Source organism: Williamsia muralis (assembly GCF_002735905.1).
Taxonomy (GTDB): Bacteria; Actinomycetota; Actinomycetes; order Mycobacteriales; family Mycobacteriaceae; genus Williamsia; species Williamsia muralis_A.
Genome location: NZ_PEBD01000008.1, coordinates 356,316 through 381,930 on the forward strand (window position 1 = coordinate 356,316; position 25,615 = coordinate 381,930).

A 25,615-nucleotide genomic window follows, 5' to 3' on the forward strand; every position below is an offset into this window, starting at 1 on the left:
GACTTCAGAACCCGAGACCCATCCAGTCGGTTCCCACAAAATCGGCCTCCAGTTTGGCGGCCTCGACGCGCACATCGTCGGGGTCCGGGTCGAGACCATCTGCCGCGATTGCGCGTAGTGCCGCGGTGACGCCTGCCTCGTAGGTTCCGTAACCACCGATGATCTCGCTGTCCGCACGCCACCACACCAGCAGATGGGTGCCGTTCGGCGACGGGCAGAAGCCGACCACCTGACCGTCGCGGGACAGGGTGGGGCAGCCGTCCGGGTAGCCGTTGTCGTCGCTCATAGCCGCACTGTAGACACCGCCGCCGACAACGCTGTTTGTTGTGTCTCTCAGCTCCGTCCGCTGCAGACCAGCGACCTTGCACAGATCTCATTCCGGTATCGAGATCGCAAATCGTCGGCTCCCGTCGCTTGACCGGCGGACTCTTGTGTTTGAGACCACAAATCCCCGGGTAGTCCGAGAGGAAATCGTCTCGTCAGGAGTCAACGTGGATACCGTCGTCTGGATCGTCATTGCAGTAGTGGTGGTGCTGGCCCTCATAGCGCTCGCACTGTTCTTGGCACGTAAGCGCAAGGAAAGCCGTCGGGTGCAAGCCGGACAGATCCGGGAGCAGGCGACCGAACGCGTCGCCGGCGTCCGCAAGCGTGAGGCCATCGCCGAAGAGCATGCAGCCAACGCCCGACGCGCTCAGGCGGAAGCCGACGCCAAGGCCGCGGAGGCCAAGCGCCTGGCCGCAGAAGCGAGCACCCATCAGGGCACAGCTGCCAGCAAGCGCCAAGAACTCGACGCCGAGTTCCAGCGCGCTGACAAGCTCGATCCCGACGTCGGCCGGAACGGCCGCGACGACAACCGCCACGACAATGGCAACCGCATGGATCCCCGCCAGACCGGAAACGGCCCCGGAAACGGCCTGGATCCCCGCCACACCGGAAATGGCCCGGGCCACAATCTGGACCCCCGCCAGACAGGAAACGGCCCCGGCGACAACGGAAGCCACGTCCCCAGGCACAACCGCTAAACCACTCTGCAAGCCGAGAGTCTCGTCGCCACGTGCGGCGGGACTCTCGTGCGTTTGGTGGCCGTTGTGAGAACACCTGTTTAGCAACTTGATTCATCTGAATGAACGCAGACTAGTGCCGGGCTTGATTCTTCGCTCTCCCAGCCACTTTCGATGGCGCATTTTCCTCCACACTGCTCTGTGGATAACCCCATGATTTGTGGATAACTCTCAATATGCCGTTGATGCATCGCGTTTCGCGATGGTGTCGCCTACCGCGGTTACAGTGAGCCCATGCGATACGGAATCTCCATCCTGCCCGATCAGTCGTGGCACGACGCGCGACCGAAATGGGAACGAGCCGAGGAGATCGGCTTCGACCACGCCTGGGTGTTCGACCATCTGGTGTGGGGCGGACTGCCCGACGCTCGTTGGTTCTCCAGTGTTCCTACGATGACCGCTCTCGCCATGGTGACCTCCACCATCAAGATCGGCTCGTTTGTGGTGTCGCCCAACTTCCGTCACCCGGTGTCTTTTTCGCGTGAGGTCGAGACCTTGCTCGACATCGCCGGCGACCGCGTGTTGCTGGGGCTGGGCGCCGGCGGTACACCTGACGACGGACTGCAGGGCGGCTCGGCCATGACACCACGCCAGAAGGTCGACCGTTTCCAGGAGTTCACCCTCTTGCTCGACCGATTGCTCAGCGACGACCATGTCTCGGCCGACGGCGAGTATTACCAGGCTCGCGACATGCGTCTGGTCGGCGGCTCGGTCCGGCAACGGGTCCCGTTCATCCTGGCCGGCAACGGGCCCCGTTCGATCCGCTTCGCCGTGCGCCACGGTGATGCTTGGATGACAACCGGGCAAAAGGCCGAGACGCTCGATGAGTGGTTCGATGGGGTGAAGCGTGGGTGCGACCACCTCGATGAGGCGCTGGCCGATGAAGGTCGTTCCCCTGACGGCTTCGACCGCTACCTGAACCTCGACGCATCGCCGCAGTTCTCACTGACGAGTCTGGCGACGTTCGATGACATGGTCGGCCGGGCCGGGGAACTCGGCTTCACCGACGTGATCATCCACTGGCCGCGAGACGGTGACCCGTTCCGTGGCTCCGAGCGTGTGCTGGATGCTCTGGCAGAACGCGGGTTCGCACCACCTGTCTGACCGACCGCGGGTGCACTGACTACCGTCGCAGACATGAGCACACCGTCGTGGGTGGAGTTGGCTGGTCGCAACGCGGCCGCTGAGACCGTGTACGTGTCCGGGTCGATGCGAACGTCAGCCAAAGAAGGCAACGAGACGCCCGGGCCCGTGTTCGACTTCTGGCACGGACCTCATGATCGATGGCGGATCGAGCGCGAGGGTGATGTCGTCTACATCCAGGGCGCAGGCGAGAAGCCCTTGGTCCGCATCGATGGCGAGATGCGGCGCCTCGGCGAAGACATCCGCGTCGTCAACCTGGGAGCGCACTTCAGCCCTGTCGATCTGTTGGGCGGGGACTCGTTACTGCGACGGATGAGCCAGAAGATGAGCGTGGTCGCACCTCCGGCGCGCGTCGACAGAGCTGGCCGGGCTGCGTGGAGAACCACTCTGCTGTCCAGGTCTGACGATTCGATTGAGATCACTTTCGACGACATCACCGGCATCATCGTGGGGGTCGGCAATCCTGAGCGCGGCGACCTGTTCGAGGTGTACGACGTCAGCGAACACGACGACCTGCCTGCTGACCTCTTCGTCTGGTCCGGACCCGTTGTCGAGGCCGAGTCCCGCGACCGCGGGCGCCGGGGCGGCCGGCCCGGGGACCCACGCGAACGGCGCGAGCAGACTTTCGAGGTGATGGCGGCGACGGTGGCAGCTCTGGATCGGCCGCAGGACGTACTCGAGGCCATCGCCGGCGCTGACAACGGCGCCGCCGCACGAGCCGCCATCATCGAACTGCTCGGCGTCTCCGAACCTGGTGCCGAGGCAGTGGCGGCAATGCAGTTGTCGCAGTTCCGTTCTGACGTCGCAAGGATGGCCCGTGCCGGGCTCATCGAGTTGCAGCGGACGTCCCCGCCTGCCTGATGGGGCACAGTCCGGTGAAGTTGTGCTCGCCATCGGCCAACTCGCCACGTGAGGACGGCGGTTTTCGGCACTATGTATTCATGGACACCACGGTTGTGGCATCTGGCGAGCCTTGTGGGCGTCGGGTCGGCCTGTGGGATGAGTTGCGGACCAAGTACGCCGACGTCGGGTTCACCAGTGCCGTAGGCGAATTGCGCTCGGTGACCACCGTCGGCGGTAAGGTGACCGCGGCGACCGCCAGTTTCACGATCATGCCGGGCAACCGCTGGCACGTCACCGATGACCACGGCGAGGTACACATCCAACAAGGAGCCCGGTGCTGGATACGGGGTGGTCGCGGCCGCCTCGAACCTGTTTCAGGTGGCTCGGCATTGTCGGCTGCGGCCAAGTGGCGGCACGTACATCCGTACCGTTTGCTGGGAGACCCGGGCGATTGGCTCTTCGCCGACCCGCACAACCACCACTCCCCCGCTGCCGATCCCGTTGCGTCCACCGTGGCGGGCCGGCCGGCCTGGGAATTCCTACTTGATCCACCGCGCGGCAAGGTCAATCCTTTGCAGGCCACCCTCGATGAGCACACCGGAGCATGCCTGCGCGTCTACGAGCACGCTGACGGCGACGCGCACCTCATGGAGATCACTCACGTCGAGTTCAACATCGCGGTGGACCCTCGGCGCTTCCTTCCCTCGGAGCCCGTGATGGAACCCGACTACGCCGAGAAATCGCACGGGCAACTGCAGGCTGACCGGGATCGTTTCGCGGGCTACCTCCGGGCCTTGGACCACGCTCCCGAGCTCATCGACATCGTGCAGCACAGTGCAGATCCGTCGATTGCGGCGGCTGAAGTGGCTGAGCTACTGGAAGTTTCACACCTGACAGCCCGTGCGATCCTCGATCAACCCCTGCATCGGTTCACCGCGCTCTACCGGCAGCGGTTCGCGGAACAGCTGAGCAGGGTCAGGGAGGTCCTGGGTTCGTGACGTGGATCGGGGACGAGTAGGGGCCGGCCCTCCTGCGGGCGCAGTCAGCTCGGCGTTGCAGTGATCGCGGCATCAATCGCGACTGGTTCGAGTATGGCTTTGTGGTGGTTGCGGTTCGGCGGTGCAGCCAGAACCTCTGCCGCCCGAGTCGTCAGAGCGGAACGGTCGATGGCTCCATTACTGGCCATGACTGCCTCCAGTGCGCGTAGCCAGTGTTCGTAGTACGACCACGACTCATCAGAGCTGACGGAGCGAAATGACTCCCCGTCCTTGATGGCATCGATGAGCGCGCCCTGGAACACTGGCCAATCGAACTCGCCTGCGGTGTGCGCCGCCACCGCCAGCGCGAAAGCTCTGATCTCCCAAGGGTGATCGAATGACATTTCCCCGGGCCGCCCGCCGGGTAGGTTGCGGACCAGATCATCCACCGCTCGGCGGTCCGCATCTGGTGCGGTGGCGGGCACGTCGTTCATGATGCGGCCTTGACCGGGCCGACGCCGATCATCGAATCCCGTGTGACCAGTGCCGCGAGTTGTTCTTCACTCCAGCCGTGGGTACCGGCGGGTCGCTGCGGCAGCACCCAGTAACGCATCTCCGAACTCGAGTCCCAGATTCGGATCTCGACGGAGTCGGCGATGGCGAATCCGAAGTCGTCGGCCAGGACCTTGCGCGGCTCACGCACGATGCGGGCCCGATATTGCGGGTCTTTGTACCAGTTGGGAGGCAACCCGAGTACCGGCCACGGGTAACACGAGCACAATGTGCACACGATGGCGTGGTGCACCTCGTCGGTGTCCTCGAGGACCACCATGTCTTCGCCTTGCAGACCACCGATGCCCAGTTCTCTGCAGGCTTCGCCGGCGTTGTCGAGGAGTCGCCGCCGAAAGTCTGTGTCAGTCCATGCTTTCGCAACCACTTTTGCTCCCAGCTGCGGCCCGACCTGATTCTCATAGATGTCGACGATGCGGTCGACCATCGAGCTCGTCATCACCCCCCTTTCGATGAGCATCGACTCCAGCGCCTTGACGCGGGCGGCCGTTTCTTCCTGACCTGAGGTCCAAGCACTCATGCGGTCGCCCCGTCCTCTTCATCGATCAATTCGACGTAGGGGTCCCATACGTCGAAACACACCGACGCATTCGGATCGCCAAAGCCGTTGCCCCACAACTCTTCGCTGGTGAACTTGATGGTGTAGACATGCTCTGGTGCGTCGCCGAGCCCGTTCCCTGCCGAGTCTGGGTAGATGAACGACCCGCGGTGAGCGACAACCACAGCCTGTTTACCTCGGATGTACCGGGCCAACCGGGTGTGTCCGAACGGGCTGACGTGAACCGTGCGGACCTTGTCACCGACGGTGAATCGCGGCTGCTTGCTGGTTCTTCGAGCAGCGGAAGCGCCCGCCGATACCGCTATGTCAACGAAGGCGAGCAGCTCTTGGCGTTGGCTGTGTTCAGGGAGTGGGGCGTCGGGGTTGTTGAGATAGTGGCGGGTGCGGCGGGCTAGTTCGTCCGCCTCGACAGCGCCTATCTCGATGACGTGGGCCTCGATGGAGTGGAGCCAGTGCTGGTAGTAGGGCGAGCTGAGGTAAGTCGCCGGGTCCATCTTCTCGGTTCCCTGTCGGAACTGGTCGATACCGAAGTACCCGGCGCCAACGCAGGCCGGGTACATGGCGAACACCGTCTTTTCCCACTCGGCTCTGAAGACCGGTTCACTGTCCGGAGGATCGACCGGACCGAGACCATCGGTTCCTCCGAGATCGAATACGCCGTTCATATGGTGCTCCCGACTCCGGCGTGGTCTGCTGCTGCAAATCCGAGAGGTCTCGGAGTCGCACTCAGAGGAACTCCGCCTTCGAAGTGACTTGCCTCACAAATCCTCCCAGCGCGGTGTCTGGGATGTCAACCGACGTACACACGGCAGGCACTTCTTTGGACTCGCCTGACCCTGGAGCGAATCTTGCCCTGTGGGACAACATGTTCTGCGATCAGCAAAGCTGTGCAGTGAAACCAGCATGCCGCCCGACCTGCAATAGTGCGGTAGGAGCCAGCGAACCCTGCAGACGGAGTCAAGTGGTTCCTCCACTGTCTGGAGATCGCGCCGACGCCGGACTAGCGGTGAGCGGCCTCTGACACACCTGACAGGGTCGCCAGCCGAAGTTTGGTTTCGTCTTCGGAATCCGTTGCAGCGGTGAGGATCACGATCTTCAACTCCGCGTCACCGTCGGTGAGGACGTCGCAGTCCACCGTGATGGGCCCAACCTGGGTATGCTCGATGATCTTGTGTGACTCCCGATGTGCTCCGACCTTGCCGGAGGCCCATAGGTCGGCGAAACGCTCGCTACCGGCGGTGAGCGAGTCGATCAGCTTGATCAGGCGACTGTTGTTCGGGAAACGGCCGGTCGCTCGGCGTAGGTCAGACACGATGGCCTCTTCCGCGGTATCACCGGCGAGTATTGTCACGGGCCATTGCGCCAGCGCCGGGTTGTCATCGGCGAGGAAAGTGTCGCGGGCGAAGTTGCGGAGCGACGGTGGAGCTGACGATGGATCGCCAACCAGAGCCGCCCAGCCCCGGTTCCACCAGATGAGCTGCCAATCTGCGGCAAAGACCGCGACCGCTGTGTCTCCGAGCCGGTTCAGGACACGGTGAACGCCGGGTGGGATGTGATCGGAGATCTCGTCGGAGCCGGGAGGGACATGTCCGGCCAATCTGTACAGATGGTCTCGCTCCGTATCTGTCAGCTGCAGGGCCCGACCAAGCGATGCGATCACTTGCGCAGATGGTGTCGTCGCCCGGCCCTGCTCGAGCCGCACGACGTAGTCGACGGACACGCCGGCCAGGTCGGCGAGTTCCTCCCGCCGTAGCCCTTTGGCCCGGCGGGCATGCCGCTCCGGTAGTCCGACCGCGGACGGGGACATCCGGTCGCGCCAGGCGCGCAAAGTGACGCCGAGATCGGTCGGGTGAGTGTTCACGTCCTCGATTGTGCACCGCCGGCACGGTTCGAAGGTGGTACTCGTTGTCCTACCGTCGAGCCGTCTCTGGTGAGCCATCCGTGTCGAACACAGGATGAATGCATGACAATCACATTCATCACCGGAGCCAACAAGGGCCTGGGACGCGAGACCGCTCGACGCCTCATCGAACAGGGCCACACCGTTCTGATCGGAGCCCGCGACAGCCGCGCAGGTTCTGCGGCCGCCGAAGCGCTCGGAGCTCGATTCGTCGAGATAGATGTCACCGATGACCTATCGGTCGCCGCAGCTGCAGACAATGTCGCGCAACACGAGGGGTCGATCGACGTCCTCATCAACAACGCCGGCGTTGCGGGTCCGATGGGGGATCCAAGTGACTTGACCGGTGCCGATGTCCTCGGCGTTCTCGATGTGAACGTCGCCGGTGTTGTCCGGACGACCACGGCCTTCCTGCCCCTCCTGAAGCGGTCTGATGATCCTGTGGTCATCAATGTGAGCAGTGGGTTGGGATCGCTTGCTGCGACTCATGATCCGAGCCGTCCGGAATTTCACGTCGTCGCCCCTATCTACACGGCGTCGAAAGCAGCGCTGACCATGCTGACCACCCAGTACGCAAAGGCCCTCGCCGGCATTCGCATCAACGCTGTTGACCCCGGTTACACGGCAACGGATTTCAACGGCCATTCCGGTCATCAGACCATCACCGAAGGCACCGACGCGATAGTTGGTCTCGCCATCGAGGGGCCCGGGCATGGGTCGGGCCGGTTCGTAGACCGGGAAGGCGAGATCAGCTGGTCTTGAAGACGGACGGCGTGATCGGCGGTAGCGCTAGTTTCGACATTTGACCCTGGAAGGGCGGTTGGTCCAGAGCCAGTGACTATTCGGTCGGCATATTCGCGAGTTCGACAGCCGCATTCATCTCTGGGGTCGCGACGCCCGACCAACAATCACGGTCTCTGACTGCCCGTGCCACGCGTCCAATACGGTGGGCAGTGCTTCCACTGTCCATCTTCTTTCACCATCTGAACCTTTGATGGGCCGGGCCGTGACGGCGGCAGTCCCGTGTCGCTTCCGGGCTCTTCCACAAGGGTGGAGACGATTCTGACAGTCGCCCTCGTTGAAGTACCGTCGACGCCTTTGACCTCGCCGACGATGAGGGAGTCCGTTCTGGGAATCGGAGGTTGGCCAACTGTGCCTTCGGCGGTGCCTGAACAAACCGGAAAGGACGAGGGCAATGTGTCCGAGCTATTGCGGGTGGCAACGTAATTGAGAAATGCTGCCTCGACAGCATCTCGGTCATCAGCGCCCAAAGAATCCGAGTCGCCACATCCGGACGCAAGCGCCATCGCGCAGACCACCAAGGCTATTCGACACCCGGTTGCCGCGACCCTTGACGGTGTACGCATGGCGTAACCGTACCGAATCCTATGGAGGCGGTTGCGCATTCTTGTCGATTACTGGTGCATTGCCGTTCTATCCGAGGTCGACACTCACCAACAGTTCCCAATTCATCTGTTGGGTCACGACGCCCGACTCGCTCGCGACGTAGTCCGAGCGTCGACGAGTTTGGTGAACTGACTGTCTCGGTCGCTCGCCGTACTGGCAGATGCCCGTGCTGTAGACCGAGCGTCAACGAGTTTCGCGGGTTGGCAATAGCGGCCGCTCGTTGAACCGGCAGATGCCCGTGCTGCAGACCGAGCGTCAACGAGTTCGGTGCGTTGACGGTTGGGGCCGCTCGTTGAACCGGCGAATGCTCGTGCTGTAGACCGAGCGTCGCCGAGTTCGGCGAGTTGGCAGTTGCGATCGCTCACTTCAGGCCCGGCTCTCGACGCGGTCGGTGACGCGGCAGCTACCGTCGCTCACTGAACCAGCAGTTGCACGGTCTTTGGATAATGATTGCGTCGCCGCGCGGCAATCTGCTCAGGGGGCCGGGGGGCCGCTGGGTACGAGAAGCTGAATAGACGATCGAAGGCATTGCGGCAGCGTCGTTTCCGGATGCGACACCCAGTATTCATGGCCGGTCATGATGGCGGCCGTGGTGGAGTGAGCGAAGGCGATTGAAAAGAGTTCGTCGGTGCGCCAGAGACCGCGACAGCGGATGAAATCGGAAATCGCCTCGCGCCACTGTCGGTACAACACCGATGCGTAGGACTGCACTGCGGGCACGGTCAGGACCAACTGGGCACGGTGGCGCGCCCATTCCTCGTCCTCAGGCCGAAAGGCGAGGGCAGAGACTATCGCGGCCTCGACGACGTCGCGCGGTGCGGCAGTACCGTCATCGGCGGCCAGAAACGCCGTAAGGCGGGCGAACTCGGTGTCGGACTCGACCCACAGCACATCGGCCTTAGTCGCGAAGTAGCGAAAGAACGTGCGGCGACTGACCCCTACTGCCGTCGCAATGTCCTCCACGCTGGTCTGCTCAAAGCCGTGCGCTATGAACAACTCCTGGGCCGCGGCTGCCAGTTCGTGGGCGCTGGTCGCGGCAGGACGGCCGCCTCGATCAACTGTGTCGGTCACCGCGGCGCGGACCTCCCCGTCTGCCATCTGACTATCGTCTCACCTCCGTCCATCGCTGTGCACGTCCGCGGGAAGTCCATGCTGGCGTTCTGGCACTAGGTGACATAACCTCGATGTGAGAGCTGGGTCACAACGGAATGGAAGTGGTCGACATGGGCAAACTCGAAGGCAAGGTCGCCTTCATCACCGGCGCAGCACGAGGTCAAGGGCGCAGCCACGCGATCCGCCTTGCGCAGGAGGGCGCGGACATCATCGCGGTGGACACCGCCAAACAGGTCGCCACTGTCCCCTACGACACCGCCACCGCGGCGGATCTGGAACAGACAGTCAAGGACGTCGAGGCCCTCGATCGCCGGATCGTGGCGTCGGAGGTCGATGTGCGCGACCTGGCCGCCCTGAAGAAGGCTGCCGACGACGGTGTGGCTCAACTCGGCCGCCTCGACATCGTGATCGCGAACGCGGGGATCAACAGCATGGCGCCTGCGCTCGAGATGGATGAAGAGATGTGGCAGACCATGATCGACATCAACCTCACCGGGGTGTGGAAGTCGATCCGTGCGGCAGCTCCCCACATCGTTGCGGGCGGACGTGGTGGCTCCATCGTCATCACCAGTTCCCTGGCGTCGATCAGCGTCAACGAGAACATTGCCCACTACTCCGCGGCCAAGTCCGGACTGGTCGGGCTCATGAGCGTGTTGGCGAAAGAGCTGGGACCGCAGAGCATCCGGGTCAACAGCATTCATCCGACGACCGTCGCCACACCGATGATCCTCAACGAGGCGACCTACAAGCTGTTTCGGCCTGACCTGGAGAACCCGACGCGGGCCGACTTCGACGAGGCTGCGTCCGAGATGAACCGGCTTCCGGTGCCGATGGTGGAACCGGTGGACATCTCCGAAGCGGTCCTCTATCTGGTGTCTGATTCCGGTCGTTACGTGACCGGGACCACCCATGTTGTCGACGCAGGTGGAAGACTCTAAGGCGTGCAGAACAACGGCTCGGTGGCCGAAGCAGTCACTTTGTCGGAGGTTCGGTCGCGGATTGCACACAGGGTGGTCGGCCGTGAGCGGGAGACCGATCTCCTGCTCGCAGCGGTCGCCGCCGGACGTGACCTGATGCTCGAGGGCCCGCCGGGTACGTCCAAGTCGACCCTGCTGGGCGCCATCACTTCGGAATGGGACATCCCGTTGGTGTTCGTCGAGGGCAATGCGGATCTGACACCGAGCCGCCTTGTGGGTCACCACAATCCGGCCCGGGTACTCAAGGAGGACTACACAGCGGACAACTTCGTCGAGGGTCCGTTGACCGAGGCGATGCGCACGGGTGGCTTTCTCTACATCGAGGAGTTCAACCGAGCACCCGAGGACACGCTGAACACGCTCTTGACTGCGATGGCCGAGCGGGTGATCACCGTCCCACGGGTCGGTAGTGTCACCGCGCTTCCGACGTTCCGCATCGTGGCGTCGATGAATCCTTACGACAACATCGGCACCACGAGGTTGTCGACGTCCGTCCACGACCGGATGTGCCGACTTGTGATCACCTACCAGGACGCAGAGGCAGAACGTGAGATCGTCCGCCGCCGAACCGGAGTCGAGTCGGCCCGCGTCGTTGCTGATGCCGTCGCGGTGACCAGGGCGACGCGAGAGCGCGGTGACATCCGCCAGGGAAGTAGCGTCCGGGGTGCCATCGACGTCGCGCTGATGGTGGCGCAGCTCGCTCTGATGCGAGGCGTGAAGTTGCCTGCCGCCGATTCGTTGGAGCCGCCGCGCGGATTGCCCGAGGACTACACAGCCGTTGTGCTCGACGCCATGATGGTGGCGCTGTCCGGTCGAATTCATCTCGACGACACGGCATTCGAGACGTCCGAGGCGGTGTTGCACCAGATCTGGCAGGACCACTTCATCCTTCTTCCCGCCGCTGCCGAACCCGGTTGAAGAGCAGTACCGGCCGACAGCCCTGTGTCGCGACCGAGGAAGGGTGCCGGACACGATCGCGCCCACATGAAGCCCTTGCGGCGCAAGCCGAAGCAACTGGACGAAGACCCAGAATTGCTGGAGCCTGCGGCCGGTGGCCGTGGCGGACTCACGCTGATCCCCAAGGGAGGTCGCTCGAGGAAGCCGATGCAATTGCCGGGGTCGTCGGCACCGGGTGAAACGGGCGACGACGGCGACCTCACGGCCGTCGACGCCACCCTCGTCGTCGACGAGGCCGGGCGCCGACGCGCACGGCAGATCGCACGCAAACTCGCACTGACGCAACCACTGCGGCAGCGTCGTGCCCGGCGCGCCAGTGCAGGCACCCTCGCGACCATGCGCTGGCGCGGTGGGACCGACGAACTCGATCTCGACGCGACCCTGGAAGCGATTGCCGGTAACCCGTTGCCGACCGACGACGACATTCTCGTCCGGGAGCGGGTCCGCAACCGACGGTCCATCGTCCTCGTCGTCGACATCTCCGGCTCGACCAAAGGTGAGCAAGTGAGGACCGCGGCAGCCACCGTCGGCGCAATGGTTGGCGAATTGGCGCGCGATGACGTTGCAGTGGTGGCGTTTTGGTCAGATGCGGCGCTTCTGGTCCGACTGGGGGAACGGGTGGGTCCCGTGACCGTGCTCGATCAGCTGCTGACCCTGCCGACGCAAGGACTGACCAACGTCGCGTTCGCGCTGGAGGTCGCGGCGGGTGAACTTGCCGGCATGCCACCGGCCGATGCACGGGTGCTGCTGCTCAGCGACTGCGTGCACAACGCCGGGCCGGATCCCCGTGGCGTCGCAGCACGGTTGCCTCGACTTGATGTGCTGGTCGACACCTCAGGCGAGAACGACCTGGACCTCGGCCGGAATCTTGCAATCGTGGGCCGCGGTCGCTGCCGAGTGATCCGCGACCACCACGACGTGGCGCCCGCGCTGACCTCGATTTTCGGGTGACAGGTTTGGTGGTGCGATGACGGCTGTGGGGGTTCTGATCAGGGGATGTGCGCGAGCCGAGCATTGTCGACCGTCCCCACGACTTCGCAGATCAGGCCGTCGACAACGCGATACATGTCGAGTTCATCGGTGGAGACGCGGGCGCCATCCCCGGGCGCATTGAGGAATGGCTTGGCTCGGGTGCCCGTATCGAGTAGATACACAGCAAGCCACTCACCCTCCACGATGGCACGACGGAGCTCCCATCGATAATCCGGAAAGACCTCGATCGTTGCCATGACCTGCGCTACGTACTCACGTTGCGTCAACTCTTCACCGTTGACCAGTACAGAAGCCGCGACGAATGCGCCAAGCTCGTTCCACGCCCGGCGGTTACACGCATCCAAGTACGCCACGTACCTGTTGATCATCTCATCGCGAGCCATCACCAACGCAGTATCGCAAACCGGAAGTCCGAACCGCCGGCCTGAGCAGCTGCAATCGACACAACAACGCTCCCCGGCGTAAATAATCGCGGCACAATCGGTTCTTCACTTCCCATCCAAAGCCGACACCTCACCGCGCTCGGCTGTCCGGAAGCCGTGCGATTTTGCCTTCGCCGCCTTCACTTACAAATGATCCACCACGGCGTTCATTCCTGGTGGCGACCGAGTAGCCCGCGATAAGCTTCGCCGCAACAGATTTCGTCACGGATCATCAAAAGGCGCCTCGGACATGTAGCCGGTCTCAGGATCTATCTCCGCGAGAAACTCGCTGATACGTGTGCGGTGATAGCGAATTGTCGGTAGCGGGACCGGGAGTGGCGCCGGTGGGAGCCGATCGCGAGTCCTCCAGGCAACCCTCGGGGCACCGGACTGGAACCCATAGCCAGGGTTGGGACCGCTTACCCAGGTGTATCGGCTACCACCGTCTGAGGCGATCGCTATCTGAAACAGTTCTCCATCCACAACAAGGTCGATCGGACCGTCCGCGGCCGTTGGGCGCCAATCGTCAGGTACTTCATCAGGTTCCACAAGTTTCATCGTCGCTGAACGCCGCGCTGATCGCGAATGGTTATCGCTGACAATAGGACTTAACCTAAGGGTGCTGTTTTCCTCGGTTGATCGCGTTCAGGGGCCTGGGTGCACCAGAGGACGTGCGGGCCGGGTGAGCCATAAGCCCGTCAGTAGCGCGGCGCCCCACACCACAAACAGCGGATCCCATATGAAGGCGTGCCCGATCATGGTGGTCCGGTTGTATCCATTGCTGGGCGAGACGAGGCCGGCGAGCACCACGCACGCCGACAACGACGAGACCCCTCCCCACACCACCAGAACGACACCGCCTGACCAGCCACACCATCGAATCGGTCGATAGGACCGGCTATTTCGTCGCTCGTTGACCATCGGCACGACAGCTGCGACCGCTTTTACCAGCGCGATGAGACCCAGGGCCAGACCGATTTCGACCGGGCTCTCGCGCGCGAGCTCAACAGCCCACTCTCCCACTGACTCGAGTTGCCAACGGCCGCCGACGGCCCAGTACAGACTCGCCACCGCGTGCAGCAGACCGGCGGCCGCGGCGATGCCGAAGGCAACCGAGGCGACGTCGGTCTGTGCTGTCGACGAGTGTGTTCGCATTGAAAACAGCCTACGAACATTGAGCTGCAGGCACATCCAGGTTTACCCTCAAACCTGACCCCGAGAAAGTGCTCGTCGATCAAAGCGTTTTACCCGGCGAACCCGGGTTGCGAAGAGACCCCGCGTAGTTAGCGCTTCACTCCCCCCGACGCTTGCTCGTCCGGCGGGGTTTGGCCGAGCGAGGGGGGATGGTTCGCATGTGGTCACGGGCTTTGGTGAGTACGCGGGCGAGGACATCGATGTCGTCCTGGTCCAGAGCATCGAAAAGTAGTTGCCGGACGATCCCGATGTGCCCTGGGAACACGGTCGCGAGCACTTGCCGGCCGGCCTCGGTCACGGTGACGGTGATTCCGCGTTCATCTTCCTCAGAAGGACTGCGGGTCACCAGCCCCGCGCGTTCGAGAAGACCCACTTGATAGGTGAGTCCGCTCCTGCTGTACACCACGCCGTCGGCCAGTTCGGTCATCCGACGACTGCCCGTAGGTGCGTCGCCTAGCGATGCGAGCAGCTGGAACTGCACGTAGCTGAGGCTGCCCGCCTCCTGTAGTTGCTGCTCCACTGCATGGCGCACCAGGCTGCTCGTCTCGATCAGCGCGAGGTAAGCGCCGAGCTCGACAGCGCTCAGAGCTTGTTGGTCTCTGCGTTCGGTCACGTCGACAGCTTACCTGTTGCTTCAAATTCAAAGCACTGCTACCTTGATCTAAGTGCTTCACATTCGAAGCAAATAATTGAAGGAGTCACCATGAAGGCAGTACAGTTCCACGAGGTCGGCGGTCCCGAAGTCCTCCACTACGAAGATGTCGAGCAGCCGACGCCGGCCGACGGACAGGTCCGCGTGCGTGTTGCAGCGTCGGCGTACAACGCCGCCGACAATGGCATGCGGGCCGGATTCCTCCCCATCCCAATTGTGTTGCCGCACATCCCCGGATATGACGTTTCGGGCACCGTGGATGCGCTGGGCGAGGGCGTGGACGACCTCGAAGTCGGCGACAATGTCATCGGGTTCCTGCCGATGGAACACGACGGTGGCGCAGCCGAGTACGTCACCGCCTCAGCCCAGGCACTGGTGCACGCCCCCACCACTGTCCCGTTGGACGACGCCGCGGCCCTGCCGTCTGTCGCCCTGACTGCGTGGCAGGCACTGTTCGACGACGGACAGCTGACCAGCGGACAGAGCGTGCTGATCGTCGGCGCCGGAGGTGTGGTCGGCAAGTACGCCATCCAACTGGCCAAACGCGCTGGCGTGCACGTCATCGCAACCGCCAGTCCACGCAGTATCGACGCTGTCCGCGCCGCGGGCGCCGACCAAATCATCGATCACACCAACACCGCCCTACTCGATGCCCTCGACGTCCAAGTAGACGTATTGCTCAACCTCGCCCCCATCGAACCCGAGCAGTTCGCCACCCTTGTCACTGCCGTTCGAGACGGTGGCGCCGTTGTCAGCACCACCGCGTTCATGGCGACGCCCGACGACAAAGCCCGAAATGTGCGGGCAGCCACCGTATTCGTTCGACCGAACCGCACACGCCTCACCGAGATCGTGTCTCTGGTCGACGCCGGCGCACTCACCATCGAGGTCACACGGCGGATACCCCTCACCGAACTGCCCGCCCTCCACAAGGAAGCAGCCGACGGGCGGATTGCCGGGAAGGTCATCGTGCTCCCCTGAACGCCACTCGAAGTCGGGCCGACCGTCGTCGGCTCAACCGGACCCGTCAGCCCTGGATCGAGGAGAGGGCCGAGCGCGGCTTACGCGATGTGCTCGACACAAGAGAGCGGCGGGGCCAGTCCAACGTCGTGCCAGGATGGTCCGGCGCGCCGGTAAGCGCTGAGTACCGGGCTGCGTAGCACTGAACGCGATCGCGATTTCGCTCTCGAAGAACACGGACTACCAGCGGGAACAAAGACCACCACCGGAAAGTTGAGCCCGAAGTACTTAACTTTGGAGGAAACATGAGCGAACTGAATCGCTTGCCGGTGTTGTTCCTGACCGACCCCGTCTTGCTCCCCGGCATGGTGGTCCCGGTCGAACTGGACGATGCCGCACGCGCCGCCGTCGACGCCGCGAAGGCCTCGGAGGCGGGCAAACTCTTGGTCGCCCCTCGATTGGACGATCGCTATCCCGCCTACGGCGTCGTCGCCTCGATCGTGCAAGTCGGCCGGCTGGCCGGTGGCGAAGCGGCTGCTGTTCTCAAGGGCGAGACCCGGGCCCACATCGGTTCCGGAACCACCGGCCCCGGCGCAGCGCTGTGGGTCGAGGTCGAAGCAGTGTCCGAACCCGCGGTCACCGACGAGGTGCGCGAACTGGCTGCCGAGTACAAGAAGCTCGTGTTGGCCATGCTGCAACGCCGCGAGGCCTGGCAGGTCATCGACTCGGTCAACAAACTGAGCGACCCGTCGGCGCTGGCCGACACCGCCGGCTACGCGTCGTACCTCACCGACGTGCAGAAGCGACAGATGCTCGAAACCCCTGACGTGGCAGAGCGTTTGACCACGTTGATCACGTGGACCCGCGATCACCTGGCCGAGGTCGAGGTGAACGACAAGATCGCCGGCGAGGTCCGCGACGGCATGGAGAAGACGCAGAAAGAGTTCCTGCTGCGTCAGCAACTGGCCGCGATCCGTAAGGAACTGGGCGAGGACGAACCCGACGGCAGCGACGACTACCGCGCCCGTGTCGAGGCGGCCGAGCTACCCGACAACGTGCGCGAAGCTGCGATACGTGAGGTCGGCAAGCTGGAACGCGCCAGCGACCAGAGCCCCGAGACGGGCTGGATCCGAACCTGGTTGGACACGGTGCTGGACCTGCCGTGGAACGTGACCACCACCGACTCCACCGACATCAAGGGCGCCCGCGCCATCCTCGATGCCGATCACCACGGATTGGACGACGTCAAGGACCGCATCGTCGAGTACTTGGCCGTCCGCGCTCGCCGCGCCGAACGCGGCCTGCAGGTCGTCGGTGGTCGTGGATCGGGCGCGGTGATGGTGCTGGCCGGACCTCCCGGAGTCGGCAAGACGTCGCTGGGTGAGAGTGTTGCCCGCGCCCTCGGTCGAAAGTTCGTCCGCGTCGCCCTCGGTGGCGTCCGCGACGAGGCCGAGATACGAGGACACCGGCGTACCTATGTCGGCGCGCTGCCCGGACGTATCGTGCGTGCCATCGGCGAAGCGGGATCGATGAATCCTGTTGTGCTGCTGGACGAGATCGACAAGGTCGGCGCCGACTACCGCGGTGACCCCAGCGCCGCGCTGCTCGAGGTGCTCGATCCGGCGCAGAACCACACCTTCCGCGACCACTACCTGGACCTGGATCTCGACCTGTCGGATGTGGTGTTCCTGGCGACCGCCAACGTGATCGAACAGATCCCGTCGGCGCTGCTCGACCGTATGGAATTGGTGACCATCGACGGCTACACCGAAGACGACAAGGTTGCCATTGCGCGGAACTACCTACTGCCTCGGCAGCAGGAACGGGCGGCCATCACCGACGACGAGGTGGAAGTGACCGACGCTGCGCTTCGCAAGATCGCGGCGGACTACACGCGCGAACCCGGTGTGCGACAGTTCGAGCGGCTCCTGGCCAAACTGCTGCGCAAGGTGACCACGGCACTGGCCGGCACCGATAGCCCAGGCGGTTCCGCCAAGGTGCGGGTCGACGAGCCCGACCTGGTCGGGTACCTCGGCCGCCCCCGCTTCACGCCTGACGCCGAAGAGCGGACGGCCGTGCCGGGTGTGGCAACCGGGCTGGCGGTCACCGGACTTGGCGGCGATGTGCTCTACATCGAAGCCGGGTCCACCGATGGCGAAGGACTGGTCCTCACCGGACAACTCGGTGACGTTATGAAGGAGTCGGCACAGATCGCGCTGAGCTACGTGCGTTCTCACGCAGTCGAATTCGGCATCGACCCCAAGTCACTGGAACGCAGCATCCACGTGCACGTCCCAGCCGGCGCAACTCCCAAGGACGGTCCGTCCGCAGGTGTCACGATGGTGACCGCGCTGGTGTCGATGGCAACCGGACGCAAGGTGCGGGCCGACGTCGCGATGACCGGCGAGGTCACCCTCAATGGACGGGTGCTGCCCATCGGTGGCGTGAAGCAGAAGCTGCTGGCCGCCGCGCGGTCGGGAATGACCACGGTCTTCATCCCGCAACGCAACGAGCCCGATCTGGACGACGTGCCTGCCGAGGTGTTGGAGGCACTGAACGTGCTGCCGATGACCGACGTCGCCGACATCATCGCCCAGGCGCTCGAGCCTGCTGCCGATCAAAAGGCAACCGCTGCAGCCTGATCGATTCTCCGCCCACCTGTTCTCACCTCTCTCAACCGCCTCAGGCGGCGCGCGGGTACACGGGAACCGGTGGGCGGAGTTCTGTCACGGGTGGCTGTACTAGGTTTCGACACCACCGCATCGAGGTAGAGCTCAGTATCGATCTCGACGTCCGAGGAAAGGACCGCCCGATGAGTACACAGGCGAACGATGCGGTGGCCGAGGTGTGGGATGACTGGAAACAGGCAGTCAACATGACGGCCGGCGAACTGGAGTCCTTCCTCGACACCCCCGAGTCGAAAGACGTGGGGGACAAGAGCTCGGGCGGGGAATCGACCGGCCACAAGTCAGGCCGGCGGATCGTGGAGATCCTGCGTGCCACCAAGAGCGACCTGACCGATGACGATGCCGCACACATGCGCAAGGTCGTCGGCTACGTCCATCGGCATCTGGCTCAGCGCCCCTCCGGCGACGTCTCCGACACCGCCTGGCGCTACTCGCTGATGAATTGGGGCCACGACCCCACAAAATGAAGTCGGTTGTCGCACACTTGATCCATGGCGTATGACACGCACCTGGCCGACCGTGTCCGAGAACTCATGGGTCCCGAGGCGGGCGTCTCGGAAAAACGCATGTTCGGTGGTCTGGCGTTCCTGATCGACGGGCACATGGCCGTGGCGATCAGCGGGCAGGGCGGACTGATGGTCCGGGTCGACCCGGACGAATCCACGACTCTGCTCGGCCGGGCCCACGTGTCGCCGATGGTGATGCGTGGGAAGGAGCTTGCCGGTTGGATCCGCGTGGCCACGGACGGCGTCAAGACCAGAAAGCAACTCCAGACGTGGGTGGATCGCGGCGTCGCCCGAGCGCGGCTGGCGTAACCGGCAGTCAGGGTGCCTGGCGCCACCATGCGATGACGTACAGCGACATCGCGGTCACCAACCCGGCGACCACCCAGAGAACAACCGAGTAGTCCACCCAGGAACCGAACGGTGGCGACCCGGGGAAGATGTTTCGCAGAGGCAGCACCGCGAAGAGCATCACCGCGAACCACGTGACCATCGGCGGCTGAAAGGCCTTGCGCCGCCGTACGGTCTGGATCGACACGAACAGGGCGCACACGGGGAGGACGATCAGCACCACGCAGAGCGCGAGATCGAAGACCAGCGATCCGGCCGTCCGATCCGCGTAGATCGTGAAGGCTTGTCCCCCACCGGCGTCCTGGTCATCGGACGTCACGTCCCAACCTGTCAGTGAGTCGGTCACCACCACATCTGTCGGCAACGGGAACGAGACGGTGCCGGCCTCCGGTGACGACGCCTGGCTGAAGGCGCGCACCACCACGTTGTCGGACCGGTATTCGTCGAGAGGCCACTCCCGGATGTCGCCGTTCGCATAGAGCTTGACCGGAAGCGGACCCACCCTGGTCCCACTGTTGAACACCAGTCGCCCATCGGCGGCGATCGGTGAGACGTCCACCACCAGTTCGTTCTTCAGATATCCGTTGTCGCCCACCAGGTCTTTGCCCGGGTACACCGAGACATTCGCCGCCACGGAGAAATCACTGCCGTTGACGGCGTCGATGTCGAGGTAGACCAGCACACCGTTGTCGACGGCCACCCGGCCATCCTCTCCGGAGTCGCCGTCACCAGCCGCATAACCGAGGAGAACCGCAACGTAGACCACCACGACGCCCAGCACGATCAGCAGACCACGCCACCACGTTCCTCGTTTGGCCGTCTCCCGACCGTCCGCCGACACGTTGTCCACCTTTGACGCCACCCGTGGCCTCCCGCCCTCGATACACCGCTTCACGATGCCGACGGATCGACCTCGGCTCGAAGTGAGTGTATCGGCCGAGGCGGGTCAACCTGCGGCTTCGCTCAGGATCGCTGCGTGCGACAACGGCCGGCCCTGCTGCAATTGGCCGAAGTCGAGCTTGACCAGCTGGTCTGCGACGTCGAAGTAGCGGTCGTCGTGTGTGATCACCACAACCGTCTTCCCGGCCCTCTTGAGGTCGGCGAGAATGTTGCGGTAGAACACCTCTCGGAACTGAGGTTCCTGATCTGCGGCCCATTCGTCGAACACGTATATCGGCCGGTCCTCGAGTAGTGCGGTGACCAACGTGAGCCGTTTGCGTTGTCCCTGCGACAACGCAAGCGTGGACAACCGGCCTTCGTGGACCGACACCTTGTGTGAAATCTGCATCTGGTCGAGGTAGCGCCGCACTTCGTCGTCGATGCCGGGCCGTCGAAACCCGAGGTAGTCCTCGAACAGGTGGAAGTCGGTGAAGACCGCTGATGCGTTCTGCCGGAACCACTCGACGTTGCCGTGGGTGATCAGCTCACCGTTGAGCGTGAGCCTGCCGGAGTGCGGGGCATAGAGTCCCGTGATCAATTTCGCGAGCGTTGATTTCCCACTGCCGTTGCCGCCCACGATGAAGGTGACCTGGCCGGGGTCGAGCACCAGATCGATCGGTCCGAGATGGAAACCCGCCGCCGGGGGGCCGGCCGGGTGAGGTGCGCCAGGCGGTGGCGGCGGACCGGCCATCTGTTCCCCGCGATAGGTGTAGCCGAGCCCCGACAGTTCGAGCCGCGCATGCCTGGCCAGCGGCCGGTCGGTGAACGGAAGACTCGACTCGTCGTGCATCGACGACATCGACAGGTCCATCTCTTGGATCTTCTTCAGGGCAACGTCGCCGCGCAACAGGTCGGGGATCAGATGCATGATGTTCTGCATCGGCATGGCGAGGAACGTGGTGATGAGGACGTACCCGACCATCACCTCGCGCGGCAGTTCGAGGATGACTGCCAGTCCGAACAGGATGAACGCCATGGTGCCGAGCTGACACAGCTGTCCGAATCCCTGGGCCACGGAGAACTTGGTGCCGGCTTCGACGTTCTTGGCACGCAACGCTTCCGCGGTACCCAGGAGGTGACGGTCCATGAAGTCACGTCGACGGCCCCGGTGCAGCTTCAGCTCCTTGATACCGAGCGTCACCGATTGAAAAGACCTGAGCAGGTCGTCCTCGTTCTCGCGGGCATTGCGGTAGATCTTGCGAACACGCTTGAGCACGGTTTCCACGCAGGCGATGGCGGCAAGGGTGGAGCCGACGGTGATGGCGAAGATGACTCCCGACACCACCGACAGGTACACCAGACAACCCGCGATGGTCGCGGCGTCGATGCAGATGCTCGGGATCGCCGACACTGCCTGCGACAGCGCACGTACGTCCTCGGTGAGCGTTGCCATCAGCCTGTGCATGCCGAGACGTTCGAGATGCTCGAGGGGCGCCGACACCACTCCGGTGCTGAGCTTGGCCCGTAAACGGTAGATCGCGTTCTGCGCCAGATGGATCAGCAGGATCTGGGACAGCAGACCGGTGACCAGGACGACGGCGGCGGTGAGCAAGAACAGCTCGACGGTATGACCGGGATGCTTGTCCGGCGAGATGATGCTGTTGATCTGGGTGACCAGGTACGCGTTGGCTGCACCGCCGATCAGGCCGGCCAGCACGGCAACCGCGATGCCCTTCCACGACACCGACACGAGAAAGCGGATGAGTTGCATGGTGATTGCCTGCTACTTCCGGACGATGTCGAAGAGAAGGCCTTCGAGCGTGACCCCGGGGGCAAAAGAGAATGCGATGCCCGTGCTGACCCTGTTGGCGTCGGAGGTCCGCTTGGCCATCTGCTCGAGTACGAAGACGAGCGAGACGCTGAGCATGTTTCCGTAGCGCGCCAGGATGTCCCAGCTCGATTCGGCGCAAGCCGGGTCGAGGCCGAGGGAATGCGCCGATTCATCGATGATCTTCGGTCCGCCGGGGTGGATTGCCCACAGGTCGATGTCGGACTTACCGAGTCCGTGGGAGCGGAGAACCCCGCTGATCACCGGATCCACACCCCGATAGATGTAACCCGGGAGATCCTCGGCCAGCTCGCAGGTGATCCCGTTGTGGTTGACGCCCAGCACGATTCCGTCCTCGGCGTCGTCGAGCAGGTGGCTGAACGTGTCGCGGATGACGATGTTGCCGGCCGGGATCGGGTGGCGGACCTCGCTGGCACCGACGACCACAGCGCCGCAGCCATCGCCGAACAGACTGTGGGTGATGACCTCGTTGATGTCGTCGGCGAACACGGCGTTGACCGACGAGATCTCCAGACAGATGACAAGGGCCTTCTTGTCAGGATTGGCGCGCACGAAGTCCGTCGCCATCCGAATACCGTTCATCGCTGCTGCGCAGCCCATGAAGTTGACCACCACACGACTGGTCGTGCGGGGCAGACCCAGTTCCTTGATCACGGCCACATCCACTCCGGGAGCGATGAATCCGGTGCTCGTGACGAACACCAGGAGACCGACCTGGACCTCACCGGGAACGGCACCGAGCGCACGACGCGCGACGTCGACTGCCAACGGAGCGGCGTGTTCGAGGTACAGGTTCATGCGCTCCCGGATGGTGGCCCGTTCCTGACTGAAGGCCCTGAACTCGGGGTCGGTCGGGTTGATGGCCAGGTGCCGCTCGTTGATCCGCGTCTTGTCGTACACCCGCCGAATACGCTCGCGCTGCTTCGGATCGTCGAACAGTGCGGCAACCTCCTCGGCGGCTTCGCGCTGGGTGAAGACCTGGTCGGGTGCGCCGGTGGCGATACCCTCGATGACCGCAACCGTGGTCGGTGGAGCGGGCGGAAGTGTCGGCCGGGCCACCGGGCGGCGGCCCACGTGGGTGGAGTGTGGTCCGGTGAGCGGGTGGTCGGGGATGACTGTCATGGGAGTTCCTTTCGGGTGCAATGGCGTTGTAATGCAATATGTTCGGATTCAGACCGTTCCGAGGCCGGTGAATCCCTTGATGGTGTAATCGGCGCAGGTCTTGAGCGCCGCAGGCGAGAAGTGTTCGCGGAAGAATCCCCACCCGTGTTCTTGGGCCGGCCGAGACCGCGATCCCAGGTAGACACGGCACTGTTTGGGCAGTCGGTCGGTGACGAAGCTCTTCGCGGGTAGCCACTCGACCCCGAACGCCGCCGACTCCTCGCGCACCACATCCTCGGTGGCGATGTTGGCGAAACCACTGCGCTGGAACGGGAGTACGTGATGGACGCGGTGCGAGCTCAGGCCGGCAGACAGGAAGCAGTCGATGTAACGGTTGCCGACGATCTTCAAGTCGTAGGCCTTCTCGAGCTGATCCACCGCCCAGTCGTCGGTGTCGATGTCGGGATGTTCGTGAGCGTCGGTGTCGAAGTCATGGCTGGCGACGATGAGGAATGTACTGAACCAGAGGGTTGCGACGAACTGCAGGACCCAGGCCCACACATCACCCATCGCGATGAAGATCACGAGTTCGGAGATCAACAGGGCCCTGACACCGAAGGCACCGATGAAGTGGGGCAGGCCGCCCTTCCATGACCCGTACATGTCGGCGATGCCGACCTGCCGGGTGAGTTTGCAGATCTCCAGCAGCCGCACCACCATGCCCGTCGCGGTATGACCGAACTTGTGGACGGTGTGGATGGGCACCCGGAACCACCTGGGCAGATCCATCATGAAGGTGAAGACGTTCTTCTTGATGTCCACTTCGCTCTGCGTATGCGGATGATGAAGCAGGGCATGGCCATCCGCGGTGACAAACGACAACGCAACATAGTTGACGTCGAACGCGCTGACAAATGCCTTTGTCAGACCCTTCTGGGGACGGTGGATCGCATAGTGTCCGTAACCGGCGATGCCGCAGCGCAGTACCACCATGGCAACCACGAAGGCGGGCAACGGCATCCAGCTGGTGTCGAACAGCCGGAGTCCCTGTACCGCGAAGTAGGCGACCACGAGGCCGATCACCACAACGTTGAACACCGTGTCCATCCGCTTCAGACGGGCGGCCAGCTCAGGCTCCTTGAGCCTGGCCTTGATCCGGTGGAGGAGATCGTTCTTGTCGTCGAAGCGAAAGTGCGGGGTGTCGCGCCAGCTGTCAAAGTTCTCCCTGAAGAGGAAGTCAGGGGCGTTGGCCTTCGGGTGGATGTCCTCGACGACGGCGTCACGATCCAGCGCGTACTTCTGGAGCATCCGTTCGATCTTCTCCGGATCACGGTGGTAGGAACCGATGATGGAGGTGATGTCGCGATTCTTGGTTCGTCCGATGAAGAACTCGCCGCCGGGATGCTTGGAGATCCACTCGGTCAGGTCGTAGGCGCGCCCCCGGTAGACCCAGACGTTCGCCAGCCGCGGCCCGCCGTCGGGACCGGGCATTCTGCCCAGATCATGATCCTCTGCCGGCTGGTCGAGGTCGGTTGCCTCATCCCCGACATGCGTGTCAGTCATGCGCTGTCCTTCGTGTGTCACACCGTTCGCTGGGAACGGCTTCTGCCTCGGTTGCGGATAGGAGGCAGTGCCATGCCGGAATGTTCCCGAGCCGCTCACCGACGTGAATTCAAATGACCGACTTCCGGGGTCGCCGGCAGTCCACTAGCGTCCGTCACCATGCCGAATCAACCCAGCCCAGCGCGGACCGTCCGTTCGCGAACCACCCTCGTCGCGGCCGCCGCCGCCCTGTCGCTTTCCACCGTGTTGCTCACCGCATGCGGAGGTGGGTCGAACTCCGATCCCACTACCACACAGTCGATTCCGCCCGTTCTGGAGAGTTCACGGGAGGCCCCACCGTCGGTGGCGGTGTCCGATCCCGCCGCGGTGGTCGAGCAGAGTTCTCAGACGACACGAATGATGAACTCGGTACACATCGTGCTCGATGTCAGCGATTCGATCGACAGTCTGCCGATCCAGAATCTGACCGGCGACGTGACCAGCCGACCCGCTGTCGCAGCGCAGGGTGACGGCGAGTTCCGGATCAACAACAACCTGTCGCAGTCGGAGTTCATCGTCTCCGAGGGCAACCTCTACACGAAGGGTGACGGCGGCAGCGAGTACACGAACATGGGACCGGCGAACCGTATCTACGACCCCGCGGTGATCCTCGACAAAGACCTCGGATTGGCGAATGTGATTGCCAAGGTGCAGGATCCGACCTCTGCCGGCACCGAGGAGATCAACGGCGTCAAGGCCATCAAGGTGGAGGGCACCATTGCCAGCGCCGAACTCAAGCCGATCCTCCCCGAGATCGACAAGACACAACCCACGCTGCCGATCACCCTGTGGATCGCCGCCGAGGCGCCGTACAACCTCGTCCAAGCGACCATCACCGTCGACGACGGGAAGGTGGACATCATCACCTCTGATTGGCAGAAGCCGTTCACCATCGCCAGCCCACAGCAGTGACGA

Annotated in this window: 26 protein-coding genes; 13 read left to right on the forward strand and 13 right to left on the reverse strand. The window is 63.5% G+C overall.

The annotated features are described in order from the left end of the window. Positions 1-4: 4 nt before the first annotated feature. Positions 5-286, reverse strand: coding sequence for a hypothetical protein (locus CSW57_RS10685; RefSeq protein WP_099382760.1), 282 nt, complete (start codon positions 284-286; stop codon positions 5-7). A gap of 205 nt (positions 287-491) precedes the next feature. Here CSW57_RS10685 and CSW57_RS10690 point away from each other — a divergent pair, with 205 nt between their 5' ends. The 4 genes from CSW57_RS10690 to CSW57_RS10705 all read left to right on the forward strand — a co-directional run bounded on the left by CSW57_RS10690 (position 492) and on the right by CSW57_RS10705 (position 4,045). After that, positions 492-1,022 carry a hypothetical protein gene (locus CSW57_RS10690; RefSeq protein WP_099382761.1) on the forward strand — a complete coding sequence of 177 codons (531 nt, stop codon included), beginning with the start codon at positions 492-494 and terminating at the stop codon, positions 1,020-1,022. 273 nt (positions 1,023-1,295) lie between these two features. Continuing rightward, positions 1,296-2,165 (forward strand): LLM class flavin-dependent oxidoreductase, encoded by an 870-nt coding sequence (locus tag CSW57_RS10695; RefSeq protein WP_099382762.1) that lies wholly within the window; start codon positions 1,296-1,298, stop codon positions 2,163-2,165. A gap of 33 nt (positions 2,166-2,198) precedes the next feature. After that, positions 2,199-3,065, forward strand: coding sequence for a hypothetical protein (locus CSW57_RS10700; RefSeq protein WP_099382763.1), 867 nt, complete (start codon positions 2,199-2,201; stop codon positions 3,063-3,065). Between the two features lie 80 nt (positions 3,066-3,145). Next, positions 3,146-4,045: a hypothetical protein gene (locus tag CSW57_RS10705; protein WP_143696511.1), complete on the forward strand. Its 900-nt coding sequence runs from the start codon at positions 3,146-3,148 to the stop codon at positions 4,043-4,045. 44 nt (positions 4,046-4,089) lie between these two features. Here CSW57_RS10705 and CSW57_RS10710 read toward each other — a convergent pair whose 3' ends face one another. The 4 genes from CSW57_RS10710 to CSW57_RS10725 form a co-directional block, all read right to left on the reverse strand. After that, positions 4,090-4,518, reverse strand: a complete 429-nt coding sequence (locus CSW57_RS10710) for a nitrile hydratase accessory protein (protein ID WP_099382765.1) — start codon at positions 4,516-4,518, stop codon at positions 4,090-4,092. Further along, positions 4,515-5,114, reverse strand: a complete 600-nt coding sequence (nthA, locus tag CSW57_RS10715) for a nitrile hydratase subunit alpha (RefSeq protein ID WP_099382766.1) — start codon at positions 5,112-5,114, stop codon at positions 4,515-4,517. Before nthA ends, CSW57_RS10710 begins: the two co-directional genes overlap by 4 nt. Beyond that, a complete protein-coding gene (gene nthB, locus CSW57_RS10720; RefSeq protein ID WP_099382767.1) occupies positions 5,111-5,818 on the reverse strand; it encodes a nitrile hydratase subunit beta in 708 nt (235 codons plus the stop codon). The genes nthA and nthB overlap by 4 nt, the downstream gene beginning before the upstream one ends. A gap of 335 nt (positions 5,819-6,153) precedes the next feature. After that, on the reverse strand, positions 6,154-7,014 hold the full coding sequence (locus tag CSW57_RS10725; RefSeq protein ID WP_223249184.1) for a helix-turn-helix transcriptional regulator: 861 nt from the start codon (positions 7,012-7,014) through the stop codon (positions 6,154-6,156). Between the two features lie 102 nt (positions 7,015-7,116). On the opposite strand from CSW57_RS10725, the gene CSW57_RS10730 reads away from it, so the two are divergent. Then, positions 7,117-7,815 carry an SDR family NAD(P)-dependent oxidoreductase gene (locus CSW57_RS10730; protein WP_099382769.1) on the forward strand — a complete coding sequence of 233 codons (699 nt, stop codon included), beginning with the start codon at positions 7,117-7,119 and terminating at the stop codon, positions 7,813-7,815. A 1,119-nt stretch (positions 7,816-8,934) separates the two neighbouring features. On the opposite strand, the gene CSW57_RS10735 is transcribed toward CSW57_RS10730, so the two are convergent. Beyond that, positions 8,935-9,558: an acyl-CoA-like ligand-binding transcription factor gene (locus CSW57_RS10735; protein ID WP_099382770.1), complete on the reverse strand. Its 624-nt coding sequence runs from the start codon at positions 9,556-9,558 to the stop codon at positions 8,935-8,937. A gap of 125 nt (positions 9,559-9,683) precedes the next feature. Here CSW57_RS10735 and CSW57_RS10740 point away from each other — a divergent pair, with 125 nt between their 5' ends. The 3 genes from CSW57_RS10740 (at position 9,684) to CSW57_RS10750 (ending at position 12,458) form a co-directional block, all read left to right on the forward strand. Continuing rightward, a complete protein-coding gene (locus tag CSW57_RS10740; protein ID WP_099383309.1) occupies positions 9,684-10,511 on the forward strand; it encodes a mycofactocin-coupled SDR family oxidoreductase in 828 nt (275 codons plus the stop codon). Between the two features lie 21 nt (positions 10,512-10,532). Further along, the gene (locus CSW57_RS10745) at positions 10,533-11,468 is read left to right on the forward strand and encodes an AAA family ATPase (RefSeq protein WP_099383310.1); all 936 of its coding nucleotides are present in this window, start codon (positions 10,533-10,535) and stop codon (positions 11,466-11,468) included. Positions 11,469-11,534: 66 nt separating this feature from the next. After that, the gene (locus tag CSW57_RS10750; protein ID WP_099382771.1) at positions 11,535-12,458 is read left to right on the forward strand and encodes a vWA domain-containing protein; all 924 of its coding nucleotides are present in this window, start codon (positions 11,535-11,537) and stop codon (positions 12,456-12,458) included. Positions 12,459-12,496: 38 nt separating this feature from the next. On the opposite strand, the gene CSW57_RS10755 is transcribed toward CSW57_RS10750, so the two are convergent. The 3 genes from CSW57_RS10755 to CSW57_RS10765 form a co-directional block, all read right to left on the reverse strand. Beyond that, a complete protein-coding gene (locus tag CSW57_RS10755) occupies positions 12,497-12,883 on the reverse strand; it encodes an ester cyclase (protein ID WP_099382772.1) in 387 nt (128 codons plus the stop codon). A 684-nt stretch (positions 12,884-13,567) separates the two neighbouring features. Next, the gene (locus CSW57_RS10760; RefSeq protein ID WP_099382773.1) at positions 13,568-14,077 is read right to left on the reverse strand and encodes a DUF3995 domain-containing protein; all 510 of its coding nucleotides are present in this window, start codon (positions 14,075-14,077) and stop codon (positions 13,568-13,570) included. A gap of 136 nt (positions 14,078-14,213) precedes the next feature. Continuing rightward, the gene (locus CSW57_RS10765; protein WP_099382774.1) at positions 14,214-14,729 is read right to left on the reverse strand and encodes a MarR family winged helix-turn-helix transcriptional regulator; all 516 of its coding nucleotides are present in this window, start codon (positions 14,727-14,729) and stop codon (positions 14,214-14,216) included. Between the two features lie 90 nt (positions 14,730-14,819). Between CSW57_RS10765 and CSW57_RS10770 the strand changes: the two genes are divergently transcribed. The 4 genes from CSW57_RS10770 to CSW57_RS10785 all read left to right on the forward strand — a co-directional run bounded on the left by CSW57_RS10770 (position 14,820) and on the right by CSW57_RS10785 (position 19,230). Further along, on the forward strand, positions 14,820-15,749 hold the full coding sequence (locus CSW57_RS10770) for an NADP-dependent oxidoreductase (protein WP_099382775.1): 930 nt from the start codon (positions 14,820-14,822) through the stop codon (positions 15,747-15,749). A 284-nt stretch (positions 15,750-16,033) separates the two neighbouring features. After that, entirely contained in the window at positions 16,034-18,370 is a 2,337-nt protein-coding gene (gene lon, locus CSW57_RS10775; RefSeq protein ID WP_099382776.1) for an endopeptidase La, read from the forward strand. Between the two features lie 170 nt (positions 18,371-18,540). After that, positions 18,541-18,882, forward strand: coding sequence for a DUF3140 domain-containing protein (locus CSW57_RS10780; protein ID WP_099382777.1), 342 nt, complete (start codon positions 18,541-18,543; stop codon positions 18,880-18,882). A 24-nt stretch (positions 18,883-18,906) separates the two neighbouring features. Continuing rightward, on the forward strand, positions 18,907-19,230 hold the full coding sequence (locus CSW57_RS10785) for a TfoX/Sxy family protein (RefSeq protein ID WP_099382778.1): 324 nt from the start codon (positions 18,907-18,909) through the stop codon (positions 19,228-19,230). Positions 19,231-19,237: 7 nt separating this feature from the next. On the opposite strand, the gene CSW57_RS10790 is transcribed toward CSW57_RS10785, so the two are convergent. The 4 genes from CSW57_RS10790 to CSW57_RS10805 all read right to left on the reverse strand — a co-directional run bounded on the left by CSW57_RS10790 (position 19,238) and on the right by CSW57_RS10805 (position 24,661). Further along, a complete protein-coding gene (locus CSW57_RS10790) occupies positions 19,238-20,131 on the reverse strand; it encodes a DUF4436 family protein (RefSeq protein WP_223249186.1) in 894 nt (297 codons plus the stop codon). 84 nt (positions 20,132-20,215) lie between these two features. Further along, positions 20,216-21,919 carry a cyclic peptide export ABC transporter gene (locus tag CSW57_RS10795; RefSeq protein ID WP_099382779.1) on the reverse strand — a complete coding sequence of 568 codons (1,704 nt, stop codon included), beginning with the start codon at positions 21,917-21,919 and terminating at the stop codon, positions 20,216-20,218. A gap of 12 nt (positions 21,920-21,931) precedes the next feature. Beyond that, positions 21,932-23,119 carry a type III polyketide synthase gene (locus tag CSW57_RS10800; RefSeq protein WP_099382780.1) on the reverse strand — a complete coding sequence of 396 codons (1,188 nt, stop codon included), beginning with the start codon at positions 23,117-23,119 and terminating at the stop codon, positions 21,932-21,934. A gap of 48 nt (positions 23,120-23,167) precedes the next feature. Further along, positions 23,168-24,661, reverse strand: coding sequence for a cytochrome b5 domain-containing protein (locus CSW57_RS10805; RefSeq protein ID WP_099382781.1), 1,494 nt, complete (start codon positions 24,659-24,661; stop codon positions 23,168-23,170). A 159-nt stretch (positions 24,662-24,820) separates the two neighbouring features. Here CSW57_RS10805 and CSW57_RS10810 point away from each other — a divergent pair, with 159 nt between their 5' ends. Continuing rightward, positions 24,821-25,612 carry an LppX_LprAFG lipoprotein gene (locus tag CSW57_RS10810; RefSeq protein WP_099382782.1) on the forward strand — a complete coding sequence of 264 codons (792 nt, stop codon included), beginning with the start codon at positions 24,821-24,823 and terminating at the stop codon, positions 25,610-25,612. Positions 25,613-25,615 lie beyond the last annotated feature (3 nt).